Below are 24199 nucleotides of genomic sequence, written 5' to 3'. Positions count from 1 at the left end.
GGTCGGGACCGATTAATCCTATCGGCCGGGACCCGGCCGTAGCTTGGCCGATGCGCATCCGCCAATATCGAGCTAAAATCCTGCCAATGCGCTGCCGATAGTTACCCCGGCGCAGATCGTTTCAACTATCCGCTTGTAGCCGTTCGGCGCGCTGCGTTCCGGCTCTGGAGCGACTCAATGAATAAATCAAAAAAAATAAAAAATTATTTAGCCATTATTTTAATGTCCGCCGTATTGGAGTCCGCTGTGAGTGCACAAGAATCAAACGAGGCCGTCGAAAACCAAGTCCGTGCGCTGTTGGCGCAAATGACCTTGGAGGAGAAGATCGGGCAAATGACGCAGATCGATTTCAGCGTCATTTCGGTCGCCGACGGCCAGGACGCCGAAAATCCGATCGACCCGGCCAAGCTGGAAGAAGCCTTGTTGCAGTACCACGTCGGTTCGATCCTGAATGCGCCGAGCACGCCGAATAACAAGGCACAACCGATCGGCAAATGGCGGCGCCTGACCCAACAAATTCGCGACGCCGCGGCCCGCACCCGGCTGAAAATTCCGGTGATTTACGGCATCGACGCGATTCACGGCGCCACTTATACCCAAAACGCGGTGTTGTTTCCGCAAGCGATCAGCATGGCGGCGACCTTCAATCCCGAATTGTCGTTCCGGGAAGGCGAGATCACCGCGCGCGAAGTCAAGGCGTCGGGTTTGGACTGGAATTTCGCGCCGGTGATGGATATCGGCCGCCAGCCGCTGTGGCCGCGCTTGTGGGAAACCTACGGCGAAGACGTACATCTGGCCAGTGCGATGGGCAGCGCCTACATCCGCGGCCACCAGGGCGATGACATTGCGGCGGCCGATAAAGCGCCGACCTGTTTGAAACATTACGTCGGTTATAGCTACCCGTTGAACGGTAAGGACCGCACCCCGGCCTGGATCGGCGAACGGGCACTGCGGGAATGGTTTTTGCCGCCGTTCGAAGCCGGCGTGCTGGCCGGCGCACCGACCGTTATGGTCAATTCGGCGGAAGTCGACGGCGTGCCGGGGCATGCCAATCGCCACTACCTGAACGACATTTTGCGCGGCGAAATGGGCTTCGACGGCTTCACCGTGTCCGATTGGGAGGACATCATCCGCCTCTACAGCCGCGATAAACTGGCCGACTCGCCGCGCGAGGCCATCAAAATCGCCGTGATGGCCGGCGTCGACATGAGTATGGTGCCGTTCGATTATTCGTTCTATTACCTGTTACTGGATCTGGCCCAATCCGGCGAAGTGCCGCTGGCCCGGATCGACGAGGCGGTGACCCGCATCCTGCGCGTCAAATACCGTAGCGGGCTGTTCGAGCGGCGCGAGCCGGCCTTGCCCGAGGCGGGCTATTTCGCCACCGCCGAAGCCGCTGCGGTCAACCGCCAGGCGGCGCGCGAAGCCATCGTGCTGGCCAAAAACGACCACCGCCTGCTGCCGTTGAGCAAGCGAGCCAGTGTGCTGGTGACCGGACCGGCGGCTAACCTGCTCAGCGTGATGAACGGCGGCTGGACCATAACCTGGCAAGGCAACAAGGAAGAATTTTACCCGCAGGACAAACCGACCCTGCTGGACGCGATACGGCAAAAAACCGAGGGCAAGGTGACTTACGTCGGCGGCAAACAGTTCAGCGACGAGATCAACATCGAGCAGGCGGTCAGCGAAGCGCGCCACCACGATATCGTGGTGTTGGCGCTGGGCGAAAAAACCTACACCGAAACCGAGGGCAACATCGATTCGTTACAGTTGGACCCGGTGCAACTGCAATTGGCGCGGGCGATTTTTCAAACCGGCAAGCCGGTGGTATTGGTCACTTTCGGCGGCCGGCCGCGCATCATCACCGAAATCGCCAACCAGGCCCAGGCGGTCGTGCTCGGCTTTTTGCCGGGCATGGAAGGCGGTGCGGCGATGGCCGACATTCTGTTCGGCGACGTTAACCCCAGCGGCAAACTGCCGATTTCCTATCCGCGCGATAGCAACGACATCACGCCGTACGACCATAAACCGATCGAAGCCTACGAAAGCAACCAGTACCGGCCTTTGTATCCGTTCGGCCACGGCCTGAGCTATACCACGTTCGAAACCAACGGTTTGCGGCTGGCGCAGCCTGCGATTAAAACCGGCGACAATCTGCAGTTGAGCGTCAACGTCAAAAACACCGGCAATCTGGCCGGCAAGGAAACCGTGATGGTTTACCTGCACGATGTCGCCGCCTCGGTCACGCGGCCGGTCAAACAACTGAAAGCCTTCAAGAAAGTGGAGTTGCAGCCGGGCGAGCAGCGGACCTTGGAGTTCGAATTGACGCCGCGCGACCTGTCCTTCATCGGCCTGGAGATGAAGCGGGTGGTGGAGCCGGGCGAATTCATCGTCACGGTCGGCAGCGAAACGGCTTCGTTTCACGTGCTGAACTAACGGCAGTTGGCGGAGCGGACCATGGCCGACCAGCAAAACAAGTACACCGGCGCTTTGGCGGTATTAACTTCGCTGTTCTTTATCTGGGGATTCTTGACCAGCCTGAACGACATTTTGATTCCGCATCTAAAAGCGGTATTCACGCTGAATTACACCCAGGCGATGCTGGTGCAGTTTTGCTTCTTTGCCGCCTATTTCGTCATGTCGGTGCCGTGCGGTTATCTGGTGGACAGAGTCGGTTACAAGCCCGGCATTATCGTCGGCCTGGCGGTGGCGGGCGGCGGCTGTCTGCTGTTTTATCCGGCCGCCGGACTGCATTCCTATCCTTTGTTCTTAACCGCGTTTTTCGTATTGGCGTCCGGCATTACCTTACTGCAGGTTGCCGCCAATCCCTACGTGACGGTGCTGGGCAATCCGGACACTGCATCTAGCCGGCTGACGATGACCCAGGCCTTCAATTCGTTGGGAACGACGTTGGGGCCGTATTTCGGCTCGTTGCTGATTCTGGCTACCGCCGTGAAAACCGCCGACCAGATTGCCGGGTTAGAACCCGAACAATTGTCGGTTTACCAGGCGGCCGAAGCGGCGGCGGTACAACAGCCGTATTTGTGGTTGGCGGCAGTGCTGTTCGGCTTGGCGGCGGTATTTTCGTTGCTGAAATTGCCCAGCGTATCGGCCACGGCGCCCGCCTCGGCCCAAGGCGACATAGCCGCTACCCGGGTCGAGCAGAGCGCTTGGCATTTTCCGTTACTGGTGCTGGGCGCGCTGGCGATTTTCGTTTACGTCGGCGGCGAAGTGGCGATCGGCAGCTTTTTGGTCAATTTCCTCGGCCAAGCCCACATTGCCGGCTTGGCCGAACAGGAGGCCGGCAAGCTGGTTTCGTTCTATTGGGGCGGGGCGATGGTCGGCCGTTTTCTCGGTGCCGTAGCAATGCGTAAGGTTCATCCGGGCAAGGCGTTGATCTTCAACGCCTTGTGCGCGGCGGGCTTGGTCGGCGTCGCGATGTTAGCCGGCGGCCGCGTCGCCACGCTCGCCATTCTGGCGGTCGGATTATGCAATTCGATCATGTTCCCGACCATCTTCTCGCTGGCCTTGACCGGTCTGGGACCGCATACCGGCCAGGGCTCCGGTATCCTGTGCTCGGCCATCGTCGGCGGCGCCTTGATCCCGCTGCTGCAGGGCTGGTTCGCCGACCGTATCGGCATCCAGCACGCGTTTTTCGTGCCTTTGCTTTGTTACCTGTACATCGCCTATTACGGCAGCCGTTGCGCCCGCCAATTGCGGTTTAGCAACGGCTGATCAATGTCGTTAAGTCTTCGGTCGCAGGCTTGGCCTGCTCCTACAACATTTGAACAAGGCGGTTTGTTGCTTAACTTAACGACATTGGAACTCCGCGTAGCGCAATGTCTGCATGAGTCGGCGCTTTTCCCCACCGTGTCGGCAACTCGTGCCACGGCCCAACGCCAGCGTTTATGAATAGTATGTTTTTCGAACCGCGGCTGACTCCGCAGCAAAGATCAAATCGAGTCGGTCGGTATCGGGCAGACGCCGGCCAATCGGCTTGCCCCCGCGCTAAACAATGCGCATCCCAGCTAAAGCTTGTGAAATTCCGAAAGGGGGGTGAAAGTGGCTACCGGTTTTTCGCTAACCTGAAACGAGGGCTCTAAACCAATGCCGTTTCCCTTGGATCTGGAGCAGCGTTTTTCGCGCATGGCGGCGCATCTGCCCGGTTTTGTATTTACCTTCAGCTTGGCGCCGGACGGGCGTTTCAGTTTCCCCTATGTCAGTGGCGGCATTCGCGACATTTACGGTTTGCAACCGGAACAAGTGGCCGAGGACATGGGGCTGTTGCATGCCATGGCCCACCCGGACGACCGCGAGGCAATCGAGGCCGCGCTCGCCGACGCCGTACAGTATCGCGGGCTGTTTCACATCGAGTTTCGCATCATTCACCCCGACAAGGGCGTCCGCTGGTTGGAAGCCAAGTCCGCGCCGGCACCGGAGCCGGACAGCGGCATCGAGTGGCACGGCCTGATGCTGGACATCACCGAGCGTAAGCTGGCCCAGCAACGCCTGGAATTGCTGGAGCGAGCCATAGACCTGTCGTCCGACGCCATTTTCCTGTTGGGCGAGGATTTTCGCTTCCGCTATGTCAGCGCTGCCGCCTGCCGCTCGCTCGGCTATAGCCGGGAACAACTGCTGGCCATGACGCCGCTCGATATCAACCCGCACGCCACGCCTGAATGGCTGCGGGAGATACAGTCCGCACCGCTCAACCAATCGTTGATGTTCGAAACCTGGCACCGCGACAGCGGCGGGCGCATATTTCCGGTGGAAATCAATGCCACTCATTTCAAGGACGACGGCAAACTGTTCGGTCTGAGTGTGGTGCGCGAAATCAGCGAACGCAAGCGCATCGAGCAAGCCTTGCAGTCCAGCCGGGTCGCGTTGGAGGAGGCGCAGCGCATCGGCCATATCGGCAGTTGGGATGTGGATATCGTCAACGATGTGCTGACCTGGTCGGACGAGACCTTCCGCATCTGGGAAATCGACAAGACCAAGTTCGCGGCGACCTTCGAGGCTTTCGTCGACACGGTTCATCCCGAAGACAGAGCGCGCGTCGTTCAGGTGTATAACGCATCGATTGTTGAAGGCAGCCGCTATGAAGTCGAGCATCGTCTGCTGTTTCCGGACGGCCGCGTCAAATACATATTGGAACGCGGCCAGCCTTACTACGACGCCGACGGCAAACCGTTGCGCTTCATCGGCACGTCGCTGGACATTACCGAGCGCAAGCGCATCGAGAACACCTTGCAATTCATCGCTCAGCGCGGCTGGCAGGTGGACGGCGAATCGTTCCTAACCGCGCTTGCCCGCTACCTGGGACAGACGCTGGCGGTGGATTATGTCGTCATCGATCGGTTGACAAAGGACCCGGCCGTTGCCGAAACCGTGGTGATTTATGCCAAGGGCCAGGTATTGCCCAACGTTCAATACGGTCTTAAGGGAACGCCTTGCGGCAACGTGATGGAGGGCGCCTTTTGTTGTTATCCGGAACAGGTGCGGCAGCAATTCCCGGAGGATAAACTGTTGTTGGAAATGGACGTCGAGAGCTATGCCGGCCTGCCGCTGCTGGATTCCTCCGGCCGGGTGGTCGGCCTGATTGCGGCGATGGACGGCAAGCCGATGCTTAACATGGCGGAGGTGACTTCGCTGCTGCAACTGGTGGCGACCCGCGCGGCGGCGGAATTGGAGCGCGAGCAGTCGGAACGCCTGCTGCAGGAATCGCGGCAATTCCTGGACCGGGTGATCGAGACCATCGCCGACCCGGTGTTCGTTAAAGACAGCGAGCATCGCTGGGTCAGACTGAATCAAGCGTTTTGCGACTTTGTCGGTCAACCGATGGCAGCCTTATTGGGAAAACGCGATAGCGATTTTTTTTCCGCACACGAGGCTGCCGTATTTCGGATTAAAGACAAAGCCGTGTTCGCTAGCGGCGAAGAGGATGTCAGCGAGGAGACCTTTACCGACTGCCAGGGTAAAACCCATACTGTCATCGTCAAGAAAACCCGCTGCAACGACGAACGCGGGCAACAATTCTTGGTGGGGACCGTCCTGGACATCACCGAGCGCAAACGACACGAGCAAGAACTGGCCCGCCTGCACTATGCCATCGATCACGTTGAGGAAGCGGTTTACTTGATCGACGAACAGGCTCGCATCCATTACGTCAATGCGCATGCCTGCCAGGGCTTGGGTTACGGCAGGGAAGAACTGCTGGGCTTGAGCATCCCGGATATCGACCCCGACTATCAGTATGCCGTCTGGCCCCATCATTGGCGGGACCTCCAAACCCACGGTTCGCTGACCTTCGAAACTCGCCACCGGACCAAGGATGGGCGGATTTTTCCGGTCGAGGTGGTTGCCAATTATTTTGAATCGGACGGCCAAGGCTACAACATGGCCATGATTCGCAACATCCACGAACGTAAGCGGATGGAATTGGCGCTAGCCGAGCGCGAACAGGAATTTCGCACTTTGGTAGAAAACCTGCCGACCTATGTCATGCGCTTGGATCGGGCGCTGCGCCACACTTACGTCAATCCGGCTTTCGTGGCGGCGGTGGGTCTGCCCGAAGCGGAAATCCTGGGTGCGCATGTCGGTGCATTCTGGCGCGCTACCAATGTGACTATCGATGCCTACACCGCCTTGCTGATGCGGGTGCTGTCGTCCGGCGCGCGCGAGGATGTGTCGCTGGAATGGCGTAGCGGCCATGGCGCCTTGTACAGCCATCTGGTGCGGGTTTCGCCGGAGTACGGCAGCGACGGCGAAGTCCGCGGCTTGCTGGTATTGGGTTTCGACATGACCAAGCCTAGGCGCGAGCAACTGCTGGATGTCGAACGCCGCCGGGTGTTCGAGCGCATGGCGCAGGGCGGCGACCTCGACGAAATACTGACGCAGATCGCCCTTTACGTCGAGTCCGCCTGCCCCGGTTGCCGTTGCCGCATCCAAGTGCTGGATCAAACGGGCAATCGTTTGATCCATGGGACGGCACCGTCTTTTTCGATTCCATGTCCCGCGCATAGTCAAGGCGTCGCCCTGGACCAGGAAGGCAACGGCTGCGCCGTTGACTTCGGTCTCGCCGAACCATTGATCATAAAGGACATGCGCCTTGCCACCGTTTCGGAAAACTGCCGCTCGTTTGCCAGTAAAACCGGCATGGTTTCCTGTTGGTCCGATCCGATTAGCGGATCGTCCGGCCAACCATTGGGCGTGGTAACCCTATACCGCGGCCAGGCCGGCGAGCCGAACGAGCTGGATATGGGCCGCTTGCGCTATGCCAGCCATTTGAGCGCCATCGCCATCGAGCGCAAACGGATCGAAGAGCAGATGCAACACCAGGCCAGCTACGACAACTTGACCGGACTGCCCAACCGGCGCCTGTTTCGCGACCGATTGCACGAAGAAATCGGCAAAGCCGCGCGCAACGGCGAAAGTCTGGCGTTGTTGTTTATCGACCTCGATCGCTTCAAAGAAGTCAATGACACCATGGGGCATGAAATCGGCGACCTGCTATTGGTGGAAGCCGCTCAGCGCATACGCGCCGGCATTCGCGAAACCGATACCGTAGCCCGGCTGGGCGGCGACGAGTTCATCGCCATCCTGCCGCGGGTGGACGACATGTCGCACCTGGGGCGGGTCGCTCAAAACATCGTCAATGCCATGACCAAGCCATTCAGTCTCGATAAGCATACCGTGTATGTGTCCACCAGCATCGGCATTGCCGCTTACCCGTTCGATACCGACACAGCCGACGGCTTGATCGGTTGCGCCGATCAAGCCATGTACGCCGCCAAGGAGCAAGGCCGCAACGGTTTTAGTTTTTTTACTCCCGCCATGCAGCAACAAGCGCAAACCCGGTTGCTGCTTGCCAACGATTTGCGCGACGTCCTGGCCCAGGGCCAACTGCAAGTCCACTACCAGCCGATTGTCGATATCGCCGGCGGCGCCATCGTCAAAGCCGAAGCCCTACTGCGTTGGCGCCACCCGCAGCGCGGCCTGGTGCCGCCCAACCAATTCATTTCGATAGCCGAAGAAACTGGCCTTATCCACGACATTGGCGACTGGGTGTTCCGCCAAGCGGTGGAAACCGCCCGCCGCTGGAACGCCGATGGCCGGGAGGCGCGGCAAATCAGCGTCAATCTGTCGCCGCGCCAATTCATTAAGGGCGATTTCTATATCGCTTGGCTCGCCCATCTCGAGCAGAGCGGAGTTCCGCCCGAACATATTGTCATCGAGATCACCGAAGGCCTGCTACTGGATGACCGGCCCGACATCCTGCAAATCATCAATCGTCTCGGCAATGCCGGCATACAAGTGGCTCTGGACGATTTCGGCACCGGCTATTCGGCGATGGCCTATCTGAAGAAATTCCCCATCGACTATCTGAAGATCGACCGTTCGTTTGTGCGCGATTTGGAAAGCGATTCCAACGACCGCGCCATCGCCGAAGCCATCGTGGTCATGGCGCACAAGCTGGGATTGAAAACCATTGCCGAGGGGGTGGAGACGGGGGCGCAAAGCGACCTGTTGGCGGCCGTCGGCTGCGATTTCGTGCAGGGCTTCCTGTACGCCAAACCCATGACGCAGGCCGAGTTTCTGGCATTTGCCCGGTAGACGACCGCTGATATCTCACCGTTGCCGGCCGGCATCCGCCGTCAGCGGCAATCGAACTGTTTCGGCCAATCCCGGTAATTGAACACTTGGCCGACGTTGCGCACGGTCTCCACAGATGCTAAATCCAGGTCGGCATAGACCCATTGCACTTTGTTGTATTCGCCGATCGCCAGAATGCCGTTGTTGGGGAAGCCGCGGTCCACGGGAGTGTAGATCGCCGCGGCGCCGCAGTTGACGTCGACCGCTTCCGACCAGTCCGCATTGCCGACCAACGAGGCTTGCACTACGTAACATTGGTTTTCCAGCGCGCGGGCCTGGCAGCCGATCCGCACCCGGTAGTAGCCGGCTTCGGTGTCGGTGCAGCTCGGGACCAGGATCAAGGTGGCGCCGCGCTCGGTTTGCTGGCGGGCGTAATGCGGAAATTCGCTGTCGTAGCAGATGTTGATGGCAACTTTGCCGAATACGGTATCGAATACCTTGATCTCCAGACCGCGCGCAATGTGCCATTGCTCGTTTTCGAAGCGGGTCATCGTCAGTTTTTCCTGATAATCGACCTCGCCCTGCGGCGTAAAGAAATAAGCGTGGTTGCGGAATTCGCCGTTGTCGTGTTTGACCGGAAAGGTGCCGGCCTGGATGTAAACCCGGTGTTGCGCGGCCAGTGATTTGAATAGTTCCAGGTATTGCGGCAACAGGCTTTGCAAGGCTTCCAACTGGCCGGACAAGCTGGCGTAGATTTCCTGCGGAAACAGCGAGGCCAGTTCCATGCAGGCATATTCCGGAAACAGCAGAATATCGGCCCGGTTGTCGGCGGCTTCCTTGACCCAGCGGCTGGCCTTGGCGGCGAAGTTTTCCCAGGTTTCCAGGAAGCCGATGTCGTATTGGGCACTGGCGATTTTAGGCATTGCGTTCCTCCTTCAGCCAGAACGTCATCGGTTTCGGCGTTTCTTCGCTGTCGTCCAAATCCTTCCAGGAATAGGTGGTCTTCAGCTCAGGATGTTTGAAATAACTACGTTTGTTCCAGAATGCGTCCAGCGGCACGTAATCGGCCGGCCGGCGCGGGTGGTCGGCCGGGCGTTCGACGCAGCAAAAGGTGATGTGTTTGAAGCCGCCCAGGTCGGCGGCGTGCGCTTCGCGTTGTTCGAAGAATTTCACGCCTATCCCCAAGCCGCGGTAGGCCTTATTCAACACCGATTCGCCGCAATAAAACACGTCGTCCGGGTTATAGCCGTTGTCGACGAACGGTTTTTTAACTTCGTCGGTTTCGTATTTCAACGGAATTGCGGTGGAGGCGCCGATGATCTTGTCGCCGTCGAAGGCCAGCACGATCACGCTTTCCGGGCAATTAATATAGGTTTGCAGGTATTTTTTTTCGTATTCGTAATCGCCGTCGTACAGGTACGGAAAATCCCGGAACACTTCGATGCGCAGGCGCGCCAATTCCGGGATGTATTGAACCAAGGCTTCGCCGCTGAGGCGTTGGATGCGGATGTCTTTACTCATGTGGATTTGCGGTTGGGTTGAAACGAAACGGTAACCGGCCTGAACGGCGGTTTGGCAGGCACTATTGTATTGCAGGCCGGTCGGGTTGCCTATGCAAAGCCGAAACTGGAGAACGCGCGCCGGGCGTCAGTGCCGAACGCAGCCGTATCGAGGCCGCTCGATCAGTAGACGTTGCGCGGCAAACCGCGGGCTAGGGCAGCGAACTCTGGGGAATGCCCAAATGAAAGCCCTGGGCGTAGTCGATGCCGATGTCCTGCAACACCTCCAAGATATCGGCCGATTCGACATACTCGCCGATAGTCAAAATCCCCAAATCCCGGCACAGCCGCGACAGATTGGAGACCAAGGCCAGATCGATCTTGGAATCGACGATGTTGCGGACGAAGGCGCCGTCGATCTTGACGTATTCGAAATGCAGTTCCCGCAGGTAGTGGAAGGAGTTATAGCCGCTGCCGAAATCGTCCAGCGCAAAGGCAAAACCTTGTTTGCGCAGATTCGCCAGAAACTTGCCCATGTGGCTCATGTCGCCGATTGCGTCGCGCTCCAGAATTTCGAAGACGATGCTGCTGGGCGGTACGCCGAGTTGTTCGCATAGCTGTTCGGCGAAGCCGAGAATGCCGCGGCCCTGGATTTCCTGGGCGGACAGGTTAATAAACAGGCGCTGCGGCGTGCCGGAGCGGTCGATGTTGGCTTTGTTGGCTTCGATGACTTTGCGGACCATGATCCGGTCCAGCTCCCGGCTCAGGCCGTATTTTTCGATGGTTTCGATAAACAAGCCGGCCGCCATCGTGGTGCCGTCCGCTCGGGACAGGCGCGCGACCGACTCGTAAGCGAAAATTTCACCAGTCTTGCAGTCGACGATGGGTTGGAAATGGGGCTGAAACCGGTCTTCGGCCAAAGACTGGCGCAGTTCTTCGACGAAGCTGCGGCTATCTTGCAGCGCCTGCGGCGTATTGGCGTCGGCGTCGAACACGCAGACTTCGTTTTTGCCCAATTGCTTGGCCCGGTAAAGCGCGATGTCGACGCCGCTCATCAGGTCCGATACGCTTTGCGCATCCCTGGGGTAACCAATGACGCCGACCGAAGTACTGACGTGAAAGGATTTGCCGTCCGGGGTTTCGAAACACATGCCGTGCAGGCTGCTCCTGATCGATTCGGCCACGTCCTTGGCGCCCTGCAACGACGTTTCCGGCAAAATAATGGCGAATTCGTCGCCGCCCATGCGCACCGGAATATCGCCTTTCCGCAGCCGGGTACAGATGGTCGCGGCGATTTTGATCAGCACGCTGTCGCCAACCGGGTGGCCGTAGGAATCGTTGATATCCTTGAAATCGTCCAAATCCAGCAGCAACACCGAGAATTCGTGGTTGTGCCGCTCGGAACGCGGAATTTCGTATTCCAACATGTCGTTGAAATAGCGCCGGTTGTGGATGCCGGTCAGCGGATCGTGGGTCGAATAATATTCCAGCTCGGACAGGGTCCGGCTCAGCACCTTGCTGGAGCCGACGATCATGACCATGACCGACAGCAACGAGCGGATGATGCTCTGTTCTTGGTGGCTCAGCGGCACCGCGGAGGCGAAGGCCACGCCCAGCAATCCCGCCAGCCCCGGCGTATGCTCCGGCACCGCGACCGAAATCAGCTTGACGTCTTCTATCGTCACCAATTTGCTGTTTTTGGCCTGAATGTGGAATTCCTCGATATTCAGCGGGGCGTCGTCGGGCAGGGCCAGTTGCCGCAACAAATCCTGCGTGGTTCTGCTGCGCACCAGGCCGCGAATCTCGTCGCTGTAATCGCCCAGGTAATAAAAATATAGCGACAGCTCGTTTTGTTCGGCGAAGGCGATGAAAAAGAAATTGAACGGAAAAATCGCGTGAAAGCCGCTCAATATCTGTTGGACGAATTCCTTCCACTGCGAAACTTTTTCGTGGGACAGGATGATGCTTTCCAACACGCTGCTTTGCCGCTCGAACAAGTCTTTTTCCACCAAGACCGAGGCCAGGTATTGGGTGGTGGTGCTGAAATCGTCGATGACGCGCTGCAATTGCGCGCCGTTTTTCCGCCATTGCCGCTGGCGTTCGGCGGTCAATTTGACGAATGCCCGGTCCAGGTTGGCGCAGCGCGCCAACGTGGTTTGCAGCACCCGGCTCATCGCATCGCGGTCGCCGACCCGATCCAGGCTGGCGCCGAGCTCGGCCAGCATGGCGCCGTGTTCGCGCAGGATCTGATTACTGATGGTGCTGGCGAAAATGCGGGTGCGGGTCTGGCTTTCCAGTAATGCGGTAAGCTCGGTCATGACCAGCTTGCGTAGCTGCTGCATGTCCTGCGGAAACCGGTCTGCCTGGCCGTCGACGCCGGTCGCGGGTGCGGAATGGGTCATGGCTATTTCTCCCCGCGGAAATAACCGCTTTTTTCCATCAAATCGATGCCGCATTCCAATTGCCGAAACCAGGCCAGAAAATCGGCCACGGCCCGGCCGCGGTAGATCGGGCCGTGTTGCGGCGCGATCATGGCGATATCCAGTGCCGAAACCGCGTCGACCCATAGCCGGGCGGCTTTGTTCGAGCCCATGTAGCGGCGATGGAAGGCTTCGATGTAGGGCAGGTGGGCCGCGAAATCGTCGACGAACTCGTATTCGAGTTCGCCGGGCAGCATTGCCGCGCCGATATCGCCGCTGAACAGGATCTTCGAAACCGGATCGTAGACGTTGATTTGCCCTTCCGAATGCAGAAAATGCGCCGGCAGCAGTTGCAACGAGAAGCCGGGGGCGATCTCGCAATCCATGCCGCAATCCGGCACGCCGACGAACTGGGTCATGTCGGTGATGCCGTAGTGGGGCAGAAAACGTAGCCAGATGCTGGAGACGTAGATCGGTACCTGGATCAGCTCGATCCAGGTAGCGAGGCCGCCGACGATGTCGGGGTCCTGGTGCGACAAGACGATGGCTTTGATCCGCTCGGTGCGGATGTGCTGCAATAATTCGGTCAGCACGCTGGGCATCACGCCGAATCCGCCCGGATCGAGCAGTACGCCGTCGCCGTCGTGCATCACCAAATATTGGTTGGAACGGATGCCTTCTTCTTCGCCAGGCTCGCTCTCGTTCAATAAAACGAATTTGTGCAACTTGTCGTTGTATAAAACGATGTTTTTCATAAACGGCATCTCTTAATTATTCTTCTTATTGCAGATAGGCGAGGGCGCGGTTTATACACCAAAAGGCGTAGTAATATAGGGGTTAATTGCGCTTAGTTTGAAATGTGTCGCAAGGCTACCGCTCGGCCTCATCCGCCATCTGCCGATTTTGCCGAGCCGTTCTCGGCAAAGGCCGGAGTCACTCGGTTATAGCGGCCGGACCATGCTAGACCGATGGCGGCGTAAAGTTCGGAATCGATATTTGCGCGATTTACGCTAGACTGGGCGTATCTAAAGCAAGCGCGATTCTCGTACGCTCAGGCATCAGGAAACCGGTCACTCCCGATTTATGCACAGACTCAATTTATCCACTCTTGCGATTGCGTTGGCCTACAGCTCTTGCCGCAGCGTTGCCGCGCATCAGGCTGCGGCCGAAATCGAAGCCCTGAAAAAAATGTCGCTGGAAGACGTTTTGAGTGTGGAAGTAGTCTCGAAGAAAACCGAAAGCCAATACTCGGCCGCCGGCATCGTCAGCATCGTCACCCGCGACGATATCGATCGTTACGGCGCCAACACGCTGGCCGACGTGCTGAACCGGGTGACCAGCGTGTATATGCTCAGCACCTACATTTGGTCCAACAGTACTGCGGCGCTGCGCGGCGACGCGCTGACCCACGTCAACAACCATACCCTGGTGCTGATCAATGGCCGGCCGTTTCGCGATAGCGCCTACGGCGGCTTGAACGAGACCATGTTCCGCGACTTTCCGATCCACCATATCGAACAAATCGAAGTCGTGCGCGGTTCCGGTTCGGTGCTGTACGGCAGTAACGCCTTTACCGGCGTGATCAACATCGTCACCAAAAAGAAACAGGACAACGCGCTGACCGTGCGCGGCCGTTACGGCAGCTACAACACCGGCCAAGCCGAAACCGAGTTCGGCTGGAACAACGGCGACGCGGCGATCAGCGGCGCGGTGAGGTATCGGGCCAGCGACGGCTGGACGGCTGCGGCGGTCGACGAAACCCGGCAAAACGTCAATTTCCGCAATGACGACGGCGACGTCAGCGCCAGTATTTGGGGCGGTTGGAAAGAATTCGACTTCAATCTATACGTCGTCAACAGCCAGAAACAGCATTGGGGGGCGGTGCCTATCGGCTTCGGCCAAGAAGTCGAGAACAACCGCTTGTTTTTCGATGCCGGTTACAACCACCAAGTCAACGATTTTTGGCGCAGCAAATGGAATCTGACGCTGAACAAGTTTTCCCAAAACTACAATCTGCCGGTGGCCGGCGTGCCGTACATGACCGATTTGTGGGAAAACAACCTGTTGCTGGAACAAAGCCATTTCCTATCGTTTTTCGACGACAAACTGAACCTGCTGTTGGGCGGGCTGGTGGAATGGCAACAGGGCCAGGTGACCCAAGTGTCGCAGCCGAATACGCTAGCCCCTTACGAGCAGTTGAAATCGAGCATTTACGCCAACGTCGGCTATGCCTTGCTGGATAATCTGAAACTCAATCTGGGCGGCCAATGGCACCGTTTCGACCATCTGAAAGCGGCGCCGAGCGGTGTTGCGGAAAGCGACAGCGCAATCGACGGCCTGGTCGGCCGCGCCGGCCTGGTTTACGAAATGTCGGCGAATTGGGGCGCCAAGTTGTTATTCGCCCAAGCCTATCGGGCGCCAAGCGCCGGCGAATTGGGCGCCAATTCGGCGGTGGTGTTGGGTAACCGCGGCGTCGAGCCGGAAAAGGTCGAAACGGCCGACGCCCAGGTGTTCTACCACGACGCCGATTACCAGGTATCCGTGACCGCGTTCGAAAGCCGGGTCACCAACTTGATCGTGCGCAGTCCGATTCCAAACACGGTGCCGACCCAGCTGCTGTACGTCAACGGCGGCAGCGCTACCTTCGAAGGCCTGGAACTGGAAACCGAGGCCAAACTGTTGCCCGGTTTGTCCTGGAAGGGCTCTTACACTTTTCAAACCAACCGCGACGAAAACAAACACAACAACAAAACTTTATTACCCAACCACATGGCGAAGCTGGGCTTGAGTTACGACTTCGGCACCAGCTTGCAACTCAGCGTGTTCGATACCTATTTCAGCGCCGCCAAAGCCGCACCGACCGCGCTATTGGTCAATCCGCCGGCCGGCGGTTACCACAACGTCAGCGTCAACGCCAATTACAAATTGAATAATTGGTTGGGCGTCGCCAAGAACAAGCACATGACCTTTACCTTGTATCTGGATAATTTGCTGGACGAGAATTTTTATTATCCGGAGTTCAACCGCAAAAACATCAACACCGTTCCCGCCTCTCCGGGGCGTATGCTGTTCGGCGAAATTGCGCTCGAATTTTAGGTACGACCCCGAGATGCTATTCCGAAACAAACGTTGGAGAGTTTACGCGCAGGTTTTGCTGCTGTTGCCGGTAGGTTACGGCCCAAGCTGCTGCGTTGCCAACGCCGCGCTGGCGGTCAAAGACAGCGATTTGATCCGGGCCTCGATTATCGAAAAGATCGCCCGCTTCATCACCTGGCCGGAATGGGGCGGCGAACAGTTCACGTTGTGCGCGTCGGCCAACGCGCCGTTGCTTCCCGCAATCCAGAATTATTACGCCAATGAAACCTTGGCCAATAAGCCGGTCAAACTGCTGGTTTTCGAAAAGGCCGCCGACGTGGCCGAATGCCAAGTCGTTTACGTCAACGTCGAGCTGAAAGACCAGTTGCCGGCGATCGTCGAGACCGTGCAGAACCAACCGGTACTATTGGTGGTGGAAAACAAGAATGCCGCCGAGCAGGGAGCCCACATCGACTTTTTCATCGACAACAACAAAATAAATTTGGAAGTCAACCGCAACGCGCTGAACAAAAGCGGCCTCAGCGCCAGTTACCATTTATTGAAGGTGGCAAACCTTGTTGGCCCTAATTAAACGCAGGCTGAGCAGACAACCGTTACGGCGCAGATTGCTGTGGGTGGTCATGTTCGTGGTATTGGCGACGATTACCAGTACCTTGTTGTTTTTATACTGGAAAAAAAATATCCAGCAGCGCGACGATTTCATTCACGCCAATCTGGCATTGGCCAAGCTGGTATCCGAGTTTACGGTGTTTCCGCTGGTTTTCGACGACAAATCCGGCGTCGAAGAACAATTGAGCCCATTGTTCAAAGATTCTCGCGTCGTCTATCTGCGGCTGGACAAGGGCAGCGACGTCGTCTCCAAATACGACCCTTACGCACTGGATGCAAATCTGCCGGCCGGATTGGAAAATAGGGAATGGGTCTGGGGCGCGCGCCATTTTTATTTCAAAGTGCCGATCATGCAAAACGACCGGCAACTGGGAATTCTGAAGGGCGCCTTCCGCCTCGACGAACTGAAAAAACAGCAATGGCAGGAACTGCGCTTCATGCTGCTGGTGCTGGGCATTGCGCTGATGTGCAGTTACAGTCTGGCCTTGAGTTTGCGCCGTTTCATCATGGCGCCGATCACGCGGCTGGAACAACATACCCGCTTGAGCGCCGATAAAACCCATAGCGGCGATTTATTGCTGCCGGCACCGCAAACCAACGACGAAATCAGCCGGCTCTACGAAGCGTTCAATTTGCTGATGCAACGCGTGCAACAGCGCGAAGCCGAGATTCTGTATTTCAATAACGAACTCGAAATCAAAATTGGCCAACGCACCGAGGAGCTGCGGGCAAAATCGGAAGAGTTGGACAACTATTTCAATTACGCCCTGGATTTGTTTCTGATTGCCGACTTCAGCGGCATCATCCGCAAGATCAATCCGCAATGGCAGACCGTGTTGGGATACGCCACGGCCGAAATGGAAGGCCGGCCGTTTATGCAGTTTGTGCATCCGGACGATTGGCCCAAAACCCGGGAAGCGATGCGCATTCTGAGCGAACACCATCCAATGACCGATTTTGTCAACCGTTATCGGCATCTGGACGGCGCTTACCGCTGGATCGAGTGGTCCTGCATTCCCAAGGATGGCTTGATTTACGCCGCGGCCCGCGATATCACCGAGCGCAAACAGGCCGAAGAACATTTGCGCTTGGCCAGCTCGGTGTACCAGAACAGCAGCGAGGCGATGGTGGTCGCCGATCCGGAACACAAAATCCTGTCGGTAAATCCGGCGTTTTCCACCATTACCGGTTACGGCCAGGACGAGGTGGTGGGGAAACATCCGCGCTTACTGGACTCCGGCAAGCACGATGCCGAGTTCTACCAAAACGTCTGGTTGCAACTGGGGCGCACCGGCTATTGGCAAGGCGAGATCCAGATTCGCCATAAAAACGGCGAAACCTACGTGCAGTGGCTGACCCTGAACAACGTCTACGACGACGACGGCCGTGTCATCCGCCGTGTCGCGCTGTTTTACGATATTACCGAAAAGAAGAAAACCGAAGAGCAGATCTGGTTCCAGGCCAATTACGACCCGTTGACTAATTTGCCTAACCGGCGCCTGTTCGCCGACCGTTTGCAGCACGAAATCCGCAAGGCCAAGCGGGAAAAACAGTATCTGGTGTTGTTCTTCCTGGATTTGGACCGGTTCAAGGAGGTCAACGACACCTTCGGCCATAGGATGGGCGACGCCTTGTTGGTCGACGCCGCCAAGCGCATCCGCGGTTGCATCCGCGAGACCGATACCGTGGCCCGTTTGGGCGGCGACGAATTCACCGTGATCGTCAGCGAGTTGGCCGATGTCGGCGATGTCGACCGCATCGCCCAGGCCGTTGTCGACGTGCTCAGCCAGCCGTATTTTTTCGACAACCGCCACGTCTACGTCTCGGCCAGCATCGGTATTGCCGTCTATCCGTCCGACGCCGAGGATGCCGAAGATTTGGTGCGCTACGCCGACCAGGCCATGTACGCCGCCAAAAACAAGGGCCGCAACGGCTTTTGCTATTTTACGCCCAGCATGCAGGAAGCCTCGCAAAAGCGCATGCTGATTCTGACCGACTTGCATTCGGCGATACCGCGCGGCGAGTTGGAGGTGTACTACCAGCCTATCCTCAATCTGCAGACCGGTGCAATCTACAAGGCGGAGGCTTTGATCCGCTGGCGGCATCCGCAGCGCGGTTTGATTAACCCCGCCGAATTCATCCCGATCGCCGAGGAACACGGCCTGATCCGAGACATCGGCGAATGGGTGTTCTGCCAGGTGGCCAGCCAGTTGAAAACGCTACAGGCCGAACAGCAAACCCGGTTCCAGATATCGGTTAACGTCTCGCCGCTGCAATTCCAGGGGCTGGACAATTGTTTGGCGCATTGGCCGGTGTATCTGGAGAAACACGGGGTTTCCCAAGACAACGTCATCATCGAAATTACCGAAGGCCTGCTGTTGGAGGCCAACGACAAGGTGGCGGAGCAATTGCTGCACTTCGCCCGCAACAACATGCAGATTGCGATAGACGATTTCGGTACCGGGTACTCGTCCTTGTCCTACCTGAAAAAGTTCGATATCGATTATCTGAAAGTAGACAAGTCCTTCATCTTCCATTTGGCGGCCGATTCCGACGATCTGGCCTTGACCAAGGCCATCGTCATCATGGCCCACCAGTTAGGTTTGAAAGTGATAGCCGAGGGCGTCGAAACCGAACTGCAACGGCAATTGCTGCTGGAAATGGGCTGCGATTACGTCCAAGGTTATTTGATCGCCAAACCGATGCCGGCCGACCAATTCGCCGCTTTTCTACAGGCAGCGCGCTGAGCCGGTTTGGCGCCGGCCGGGCGCCAGCGGTATTTAGACCAGCCTCAGTGCGAGAGCTCCGCGATCCGGTTGCGGTAGGCCTCGGCTAGACAGGGCTCGTCTACGCACTGGTTGCGCACGGTTTTGATCCAGTTGCGTTGTGCGGCGACCAAGGCTTCGCCGTCCGCGGCGGCGGCCATGGCATTGCGGTACAGGCCGGCCAGTTCGGCGTCGGCGGCCGCCAGTTCGTGCGAGCCGCAAATCAATAATTCGACCTTGCTTGCGGCTTTGGCGCAATCGAAGCTGGGCTGTACATTCGCGGCCGGTGCCGCCGGAACGGCGCCGGCCTCGGGTTCGGCCGCAGCCACGGCACTGAGCTGTTGAATGGCTTTGATTTGGCCGTCGCCGTCTACCAGCGCGGTGACGGCGCAGGTTTCGCCTTCGCTGCATAAACCGACGATCAATTGGCCGACTTCCGAGTCCACGACGAAATACAGGCGCCGGCCGTCGGCGCTTTCCAGCATCGCACCGGATTCGGAATAGCTGACCCGGCCTACCATGCTGACCGATTGGGGTTCGGCCGGGGTGCCCGGTTCCGGCTCGGCCGCTTGCGGCGGCGCGGCAGCGGAGTCTCCGGCTGCGGCTTCTGTTGGCGAATCGATCACGTGCTCCAAGCCGGCCGCCGGCGCGGCGCTGTCCGCTTCGTTCAGAAAGCGGTTGATTTGGGCATCGGTTTCGGCCAGGGTTTGTTGTAGCCAGGGCTCCTCGACGATACGGTCGTTGGTTTTCAGAATGCCGGCCGAATAGTCGAATCCGGCCTGGATGCCGTCGGCGCCGGCCTTGGCCACGCCCATTTCCAACCACTGGTTTTTCTGTTCCTCGCCGATGGCGTTGCCGGTGAGGCTGACTTGACCGGAGGATTGCAGCATTTTTGCCAGTTGAATGTCGGCATCGGGGTCGGCATTCGGTTTAACTTCTATCGTCAATTGGCCGTTCAAGCCGCTTTGTTGCTCCGCATTGCCGACGCTGCCGCTCAATTTGGTAATGCCGGTGGAAAAGCCGCGGTTAATGGCTTGTTTCACAGCCTTGCGGTAGCGTTTGTTTTCTTCCTGCGTCAGATTGCGGAACGATTTGGATTCCCTGGCAATCTCGGCCAGGGTTTTCACGCTTTCGGCGTAGAGGCCGCGCACGGCAATTTCCACCGCCAAATCCCGAGCGGAGTAACCCATCGCGTCCAAGCCGCCCAGCGCATAGAGGATTTTGGCATCGATCCGGTCGCCGTTTCTGACCGTTTCGCTGGCGACGGCCAGACGTTCGCCGCTGCCGTTGCTGGTAGCGACTTTGTCGATGGTAAAACTGGAACTGCCAAGGCCCAGTTCTCGGTCCTGCAGATTGAGCTGCAGGCCGACGCCTTGCAGGTCCAGCGCGTTGCCGTCGCCGCGCGCCGTGAAGCGCGGCACTTGTAAACTCAGGTTCAAGCTGCGTTCGCCGGCCTCGACACGGCCGGTCAACGGTTCCACGCGCCAGCTTGCGTCGTCGGCTTCGCCGGATAGCTCGGTGGACGCAATCTCGGAAAACAGCGTGCCGGAGAACGCCGAATGGCCGCTGCCGCTGAATTGCAAACCTGGGCCGCCCTGGCCGGATTCCGGCCGCTGGCGTAAGGTCCAATTGAAGCGCATCACCGAGCCGGGCAAGATCAAGTGGTTGATGTTGTATTGCACGTCGGCGACGACCCAGTATTTGCCGTCGGGGTCGGTATTGCACAAATCGCCGACTTGCAGTTCCAGCGTGCCGCTGGCCGACAGCAAACCGGATTGCTGTTGCAAATTGTTCAGGCGTACGCCGCAATCGGTCTCGGTTTTTTGCACCCGCTCCGCCAATTCGCGTTCGGCGTTGCGGCCGAGATAAAAGCTGGCGCCCAGCCAAACCGCCGCGAACAGGGCGATGCCGCCCGCTACCTGAATCAGAGATTTTTGTGCCATGGTCGCCACCCTAAACAGTTAGATATGCGCTCCAGTCTAGCAAACGCGGCGCCGTTCGACTTGCGCTGCCGCGCACCAAAATATATCCGGCCGTCCGCCGTTAAGCCAATTCGATATCCAGGCGCCGCAGCATCCTCTGACGTAACGCTTCAGCCGCCGCCTGGCCCAAAAAGCCGGTGTCCACCGTTTCCTCTCCGCCGTCGCGGAAATATAAGCGGTAACGCCGCGGCTTGACCGGGTCAGGGCCGAAGCAGTCGCGCCGCTGCGGATTCAGGTAAACCACCAGTGTGTCGCCGAACAAGGTGCAGGCCGCGCTGGCGGCCGGCAAGGTTTCTGCCGTCGCGAACGGCGCCGCGCTGCGTTCGCAGTCGGAAAACAGTCTGGCCGCCAACACCGGCTTGGGTTGGAAACGCAACTCGCCGTCGCCGCTAATGAACGGCGCATCGCCGAAAAACAGATAGGTCCAAAGTTGCAGCAGTTCCACCGTCGAACCGGACAAGCGGGCAACGCAGCCGCGGCCGTGTTGGCGCGGATCGACGCCGAAGCCGCTGCTGACCAGAAAGCTGGAATTTTCGACCGGATTGCGTTTGTATTGTTCGGGCGGGCGAAACGCGACCAACAAGCGTTCGATGTCGGCGTAAAACTCGTCGACCAGGCCGGCGCGCAGCATTTCCAACACGAATTTGTAATGCATGTGCAGGAAGATCGAGCCGTTTTCCAGCCAGCCGTAATTGAAGACGCCGATCCGGCCCAACTCTAACGCTTGATCGCCGAGCGGGGCATTCAAGCGGTACATCCCCAGTTTGCGGTCGTACAGCTCGGAATTGCGTGCCGCTTGATACAGGCGGCGGGCCGACTGCGGATCGGCAATCCGCAAGGCGTGCACGAAACCTTCCAGAAACGGCGGCAGCGGCGCCGCGCGAAAACGCTTAACCTCGACGCTGCCGTCCGCCTGGGTGCAGTAGTCCTCGGCGCTGTAGGTATAGTAAGTATTTATGCCGGCGGCGGATTCGGCTCTGGCGGCAGCGGCGGCCAGATGGGCCGAGGCTTTTTCGAAAAAACCGTGCAGCCAATCCAGACTTAGCGCTTTTTCGGCGCCGGCAAAGCCCATGAACACTTGCCGGCGGTAAGCCTCCTTCGCGGCGCCGCTTTCCTGCCAGAACCGGTGCGGCGTCAGCTCGGGTTGGTCCAGCAAACGGTTCAAGTCGGCGACGAAATCGGCCAACTCGGCCGGCAGCGGCAACTCGCTGACGCTTACTTCGGCCAATAACGGCAAGGTTACATCGATCAGCCGCTTCAGTTCTATGGTTTCGTTGACCGCCGAGCCGAGGATGCCGGGCAGGCCGTTCAAGGCGTCGCACCAGCCGGGCCGGTCGGCTTCCATTTCGATGCCGATGCCGGCCGGGTCCAACGTCGCCAGTTTGTTGGCGACCAAGGTCAGGATTTTGCCCAGCAATGTGGTGCGGACGATGCCGCCGCGGCCGTGGTCGGCACGCACCTGGTAACGCCGGCCGCTACGCGATTCGATCAAGGCTTTTTTCTCGGCGCTGAATTGTACGGCGCCGTATTGGCGTAAGCCGTCGCCGGTAAGCCGGTATTTTTGCGCGCGCGGGGCGACGTAATGGGTCGGGTCGAAAAAGGTGTAATCGGCTTCCAGCAATAGCGCGGGCAACTGCTCCGGGAATATCGCCCGGTAATTGAGCAGCAAATCGACCAGATACGTCCAATGGTCGGACCAATAACCGCGGTCGAATTCGGCATCGGCCACTTCCTGCGCCGCGGCGAGAATGGCGCCGATCATTTCGTCAGCCGCGTCATGGCCGGCCAATAATTGCCAGAGCTCGGCGTATTTGAATTCGGTATTAAGTAAGGCTGCCAGCTCCGGAATTTCGGCGCAATGCGCCGCCAACGCCTGCGGCGCGGCGACGGCAAAGCGCGTGTTGCGCAAGGCGCAGGGGTTGTAACCGTCCGGTTGAATCAAGTTGAAGAAATAACGGATGTTTTGCCCGGCCAAGCCCGGTTCGAAAAACAGGTCGACGCGGCGGTTTTGCAACACGTCGCGAAAGTCGCCGTTGCCTTCCGAATACGGCGTGTCCTGCAACAAGAAGTCGTTGTAGTCGCGTTCCAGATCCCCGTGTTTGCGGCCGAACAAATACAACAGTTTGCCGCCCGGAACCGGCAGCGGAAAGCCGCCGCGCAAACCGTTATCCAGATAGCATTGGCGGACGTGGCCATCGAACAAGGGTAGGGCGGTCGCGGTAAACGCTTTGCGGCTAATTTGCGCGATCAAGCCCCGGTTAGCCTCGCGTTTGGCCTCGAAATATTGGTCGCGGCAGGCGGCCTGGCCGACGAAGGCTTGATATGCCGCCAGCGATTCGGCGTGGCCGTAAACGGCGTAAAACACCCGGCTTTGCCCCGGCTGCAATTCCAGCGTCAAGGTCTGAAAGGCCGCCGGCGTCTGGTTGGCGGCGACCTGGTTCTGCAAATCCAGCGGCGCATCGCTAAAGAAGCGTTCCGCGTTGGAGAAATCGCCGGCCAACCCGAATACCCGTTCCGGATCGACGATAACCCGATGCAGCCGGCCGCCACTGCAACCGAAAAAGAAATTGCCGGCGGTGACAGGTTCCACTTGCGGCGAATCGGTCGGCCAGACTTTGAGCCGGTAAAACGGCAGATCTTCTGCTACGCCTTCGACGCGCATAAAAGCCTCCGACGTGCGGCTCATGAATTTTAAAATCCATTGGTTCATCGCATAAGGCAAGACTTGTGGCAAGCCGTCGACGATTTCGATGCGCTGGCTTTGGCTGGAAATATTGCCGATTTCCACCCGGCGAACCAGGCCGGCGACATTGGCCTCGGGTAGCGTGAACATATCGGCGCGGATACTCAAGCCCAGGCCGGGATTGATTTCCTCGACGCCGACTTCGTGCGGCGTCACGCTCAGCCGTTGCACCACATCCGCCGCGGCGCCGCGTTGGAACGGCTCGTAACAACAAACGGCAGCGCCGCCGGAAATTTTTAAAAAGGTGCGGAAGCCGCGGGCCGGGGTCAGTTGGTAAGCCTTGTCGGCCGGAAAGAACTCCAGAAACGCACCGTCTTTGTTACGCACGCCGAAACTGGCAACGGCCTGGCCGCGGTTGACGTAAAACGCCCAGGCCGGCCGGCCCGATACGCCGGCGATGCCGGGCAGGAAACTGGCAAACGCGGTGCAGTCGTTGTATTGCTCGACGACGAAGCGTTCGTCGTCGGCGAAGTAGTAGCGGGGCTGAGCCATG

General features: G+C 58.5%; 12 protein-coding genes. 6 read left to right on the top strand and 6 right to left on the bottom strand.

Annotation, left to right across the window (positions count from 1 at the left end; all coding sequences use genetic code 11):
* Nucleotides 1–246 precede the first annotated feature (246 nt).
* The 3 genes from MKFW12EY_RS11480 (at nt 247) to MKFW12EY_RS11470 (ending at nt 8613) form a co-directional block, all read left to right on the top strand.
* Complete coding sequence (locus MKFW12EY_RS11480; RefSeq protein ID WP_245006285.1) at nt 247–2436, top strand: glycoside hydrolase family 3 N-terminal domain-containing protein; 2190 nt, start codon at nt 247–249, stop codon at nt 2434–2436.
* 21 nt (nt 2437–2457) lie between these two features.
* Nucleotides 2458–3735: a sugar MFS transporter gene (locus MKFW12EY_RS11475; RefSeq protein ID WP_221053020.1), complete on the top strand. Its 1278-nt coding sequence runs from the start codon at nt 2458–2460 to the stop codon at nt 3733–3735.
* Between the two features lie 372 nt (nt 3736–4107).
* Nucleotides 4108–8613 (top strand): PAS domain S-box protein, encoded by a 4506-nt coding sequence (locus tag MKFW12EY_RS11470; RefSeq protein WP_221053019.1) that lies wholly within the window; start codon nt 4108–4110, stop codon nt 8611–8613.
* A 41-nt stretch (nt 8614–8654) separates the two neighbouring features.
* Here the strand turns inward: MKFW12EY_RS11470 and MKFW12EY_RS11465 are convergent, their stop codons facing one another.
* The 4 genes from MKFW12EY_RS11465 to MKFW12EY_RS11450 form a co-directional block, all read right to left on the bottom strand.
* On the bottom strand, nt 8655–9515 hold the full coding sequence (locus MKFW12EY_RS11465) for a carbon-nitrogen hydrolase family protein (RefSeq protein ID WP_221053018.1): 861 nt from the start codon (nt 9513–9515) through the stop codon (nt 8655–8657).
* Nucleotides 9508–10113, bottom strand: a complete 606-nt coding sequence (locus MKFW12EY_RS11460; protein WP_054758750.1) for a GNAT family N-acetyltransferase — start codon at nt 10111–10113, stop codon at nt 9508–9510. Before MKFW12EY_RS11460 ends, MKFW12EY_RS11465 begins: the two co-directional genes overlap by 8 nt.
* Nucleotides 10114–10303: 190 nt before the next feature.
* On the bottom strand, nt 10304–12493 hold the full coding sequence (locus tag MKFW12EY_RS11455; RefSeq protein ID WP_221053017.1) for a putative bifunctional diguanylate cyclase/phosphodiesterase: 2190 nt from the start codon (nt 12491–12493) through the stop codon (nt 10304–10306).
* 2 nt (nt 12494–12495) lie between these two features.
* Entirely contained in the window at nt 12496–13266 is a 771-nt protein-coding gene (locus tag MKFW12EY_RS11450) for an oxygen-binding di-iron domain-containing protein (protein ID WP_064029854.1), read from the bottom strand.
* Between the two features lie 328 nt (nt 13267–13594).
* Between MKFW12EY_RS11450 and MKFW12EY_RS11445 the strand changes: the two genes are divergently transcribed.
* The 3 genes from MKFW12EY_RS11445 to MKFW12EY_RS11435 are packed head-to-tail and all read left to right on the top strand — an operon-like array spanning nt 13595 to nt 18963.
* A complete protein-coding gene (locus MKFW12EY_RS11445; RefSeq protein ID WP_054758749.1) occupies nt 13595–15607 on the top strand; it encodes a TonB-dependent receptor plug domain-containing protein in 2013 nt (670 codons plus the stop codon).
* Between the two features lie 13 nt (nt 15608–15620).
* Complete coding sequence (locus MKFW12EY_RS11440; RefSeq protein WP_054758747.1) at nt 15621–16178, top strand: YfiR family protein; 558 nt, start codon at nt 15621–15623, stop codon at nt 16176–16178.
* Nucleotides 16162–18963 carry an EAL domain-containing protein gene (locus MKFW12EY_RS11435; RefSeq protein ID WP_221053016.1) on the top strand — a complete coding sequence of 934 codons (2802 nt, stop codon included), beginning with the start codon at nt 16162–16164 and terminating at the stop codon, nt 18961–18963. Before MKFW12EY_RS11440 ends, MKFW12EY_RS11435 begins: the two co-directional genes overlap by 17 nt.
* A gap of 44 nt (nt 18964–19007) precedes the next feature.
* Here the strand turns inward: MKFW12EY_RS11435 and MKFW12EY_RS11430 are convergent, their stop codons facing one another.
* The gene (locus MKFW12EY_RS11430) at nt 19008–20924 is read right to left on the bottom strand and encodes a DUF945 family protein (RefSeq protein ID WP_221053015.1); all 1917 of its coding nucleotides are present in this window, start codon (nt 20922–20924) and stop codon (nt 19008–19010) included.
* A gap of 100 nt (nt 20925–21024) precedes the next feature.
* Complete coding sequence (locus tag MKFW12EY_RS23040) at nt 21025–24198, bottom strand: hypothetical protein (protein ID WP_245006284.1); 3174 nt, start codon at nt 24196–24198, stop codon at nt 21025–21027.
* Nucleotide 24199 lies beyond the last annotated feature (1 nt).

Origin of the sequence: Methylomonas koyamae (genome assembly GCF_019669905.1) — a bacterium.
Classification (GTDB): domain Bacteria; phylum Pseudomonadota; class Gammaproteobacteria; order Methylococcales; family Methylomonadaceae; genus Methylomonas; species Methylomonas koyamae.
The sequence above is the reverse complement of the archived record's forward strand: the minus strand, read 5'-3'. Positions and strand labels throughout refer to the sequence as shown.